This is a genomic window from Paenibacillus alkaliterrae, from assembly GCF_021532375.1.
Taxonomy (GTDB): Bacteria; Bacillota; Bacilli; order Paenibacillales; family Paenibacillaceae; genus Pristimantibacillus; species Pristimantibacillus alkaliterrae.
This window is the reverse complement of record NZ_JAKGAP010000096.1, coordinates 1-1,361: the sequence shown is the minus strand read 5'-3', so window position 1 is coordinate 1,361 and position 1,361 is coordinate 1. Positions and strand designations below refer to the sequence as shown.

The following is a 1,361-nucleotide window of genomic DNA, read 5'->3' as shown; positions in this document are numbered from 1 at the left end:
CCTAACCATTCTTCGGTTGCGGGCACTTTTGCCCACGTATGTATGTCGTCCCATTCATCGTATCCGCAGAGAACGCCGCTGACGACAATAAATAGGATATCCGTTAGCCGATGATACACTTTTCCTTCTTGCCTTGGATCGTTCATATCACTAAAATATTCAAAAAAAGTCCCTTGATATCTTTCGTTACTCATCCTTATCCCTCCGAGAAAGCTACTAACGCTTAGCTTACCTCATGAGAGCGATGTTTTGAAAGCGTCTTATGTCACCGCCCTCTGTATTTGCACCATTCTACTTCCCGAAGCCGCATGCTGAAGAACCAATATTTGTTTGATTCTCGCAATATGTATCTTCATGAATTCGCCGTGTCTGTGAGATACCTACACAAAACTATACTTCGCAAGTATTTCCCCCCAAGAAGCTAGCCCATCTTCTCTAAAGCCTGATTTTGTGTATAGCTTATCAATAACCAGTAACATAGCATTATAACCATGACCTTGTCCTTGAAACCTTCCATCAATCATAAATCGATAAAGCAATTCTCGGGTTCCACGATCCGAGTACAACACGCCAAATTCTCGTTCGATCCATTTTCGGATGATCGGTGAAGTCCAATTCATTTTGGCAGGAAAGCCTACATCCGCAGGGGTCTGATTTACAATCGTTTGATAGACGCGCTGTTCTTGTTCGGCGTTCAGAAACCGCTGACGTCCCGGTGGCGTTTCGATTCTCAACCCCTGGATTCCTTCTTGACGATAGGCGTTAATGTAATTGTAGACGGTGGAAAGCGAACGTCCGATGATCTTGCTGGTGTCTTTCTTGGACACGCCATGCAGATCAAGTAAGATCGTTTGATATCTTTCGTGCATTCACAAGTCTTTATTCGCCTTAATGGCCGCTTTAATCGCCTGAATTTCTGGATTGTTCTGATCTTCTTGAAGGAGTTTTGGCAGTTTCACTTGTCGTACCTCGCGAGCTCATAGAGTAATGATTTTACGATATACGACTAAGCTCACACTGTCCAGAAAATTTTTCCAACCATCTATTGCCGGATATATAGGTCTATTATATAGAAGTATTTTACAATATGCATAATGTAAATAATAGGATTTGCTATCAATCCAGGGACAGACAGACATACTTCCTATGTGATGAATATACGATTTCAACACAAGACTTCCACATAAATGCAGGTATCTCATTGAGCGAAGGGTCAAAGCAGATATTTTTATGGCGTGTATGCTTGGAGACGTTGATCTCGTTCGCGTTATTTAGAGGTAGAAACTAGATCTATTCTGCACAATTGGGTCAGTTTGAGCGGAATAGGTCTAAAAAGTAGCGCTAAGGCTGGCGGATATGGC

At 42.4% G+C, this 1,361-nt stretch carries 2 protein-coding genes; both read right to left on the bottom strand.

Annotation, left to right across the window (positions count from 1 at the left end; all coding sequences use genetic code 11):
- On the bottom strand, positions 1-194 hold a 194-nt coding region (locus L1N85_RS25005; protein WP_235241744.1), incomplete at its 3' end, for a transposase family protein.
- A 186-nt stretch (positions 195-380) separates the two neighbouring features.
- A complete protein-coding gene (locus L1N85_RS25000; RefSeq protein WP_235241743.1) occupies positions 381-869 on the bottom strand; it encodes a helix-turn-helix domain-containing protein in 489 nt (162 codons plus the stop codon).
- Between the last annotated feature and the right edge of the window lie 492 nt (positions 870-1,361).

Bases quoted from the DNA above. Each gene is read 5' to 3' on its own strand.
- L1N85_RS25000 (WP_235241743.1), bottom strand. From the start codon at position 869: ATGCACGAAAGATATCAAACGATCTTACTTGATCTGCATGGCGTGTCC.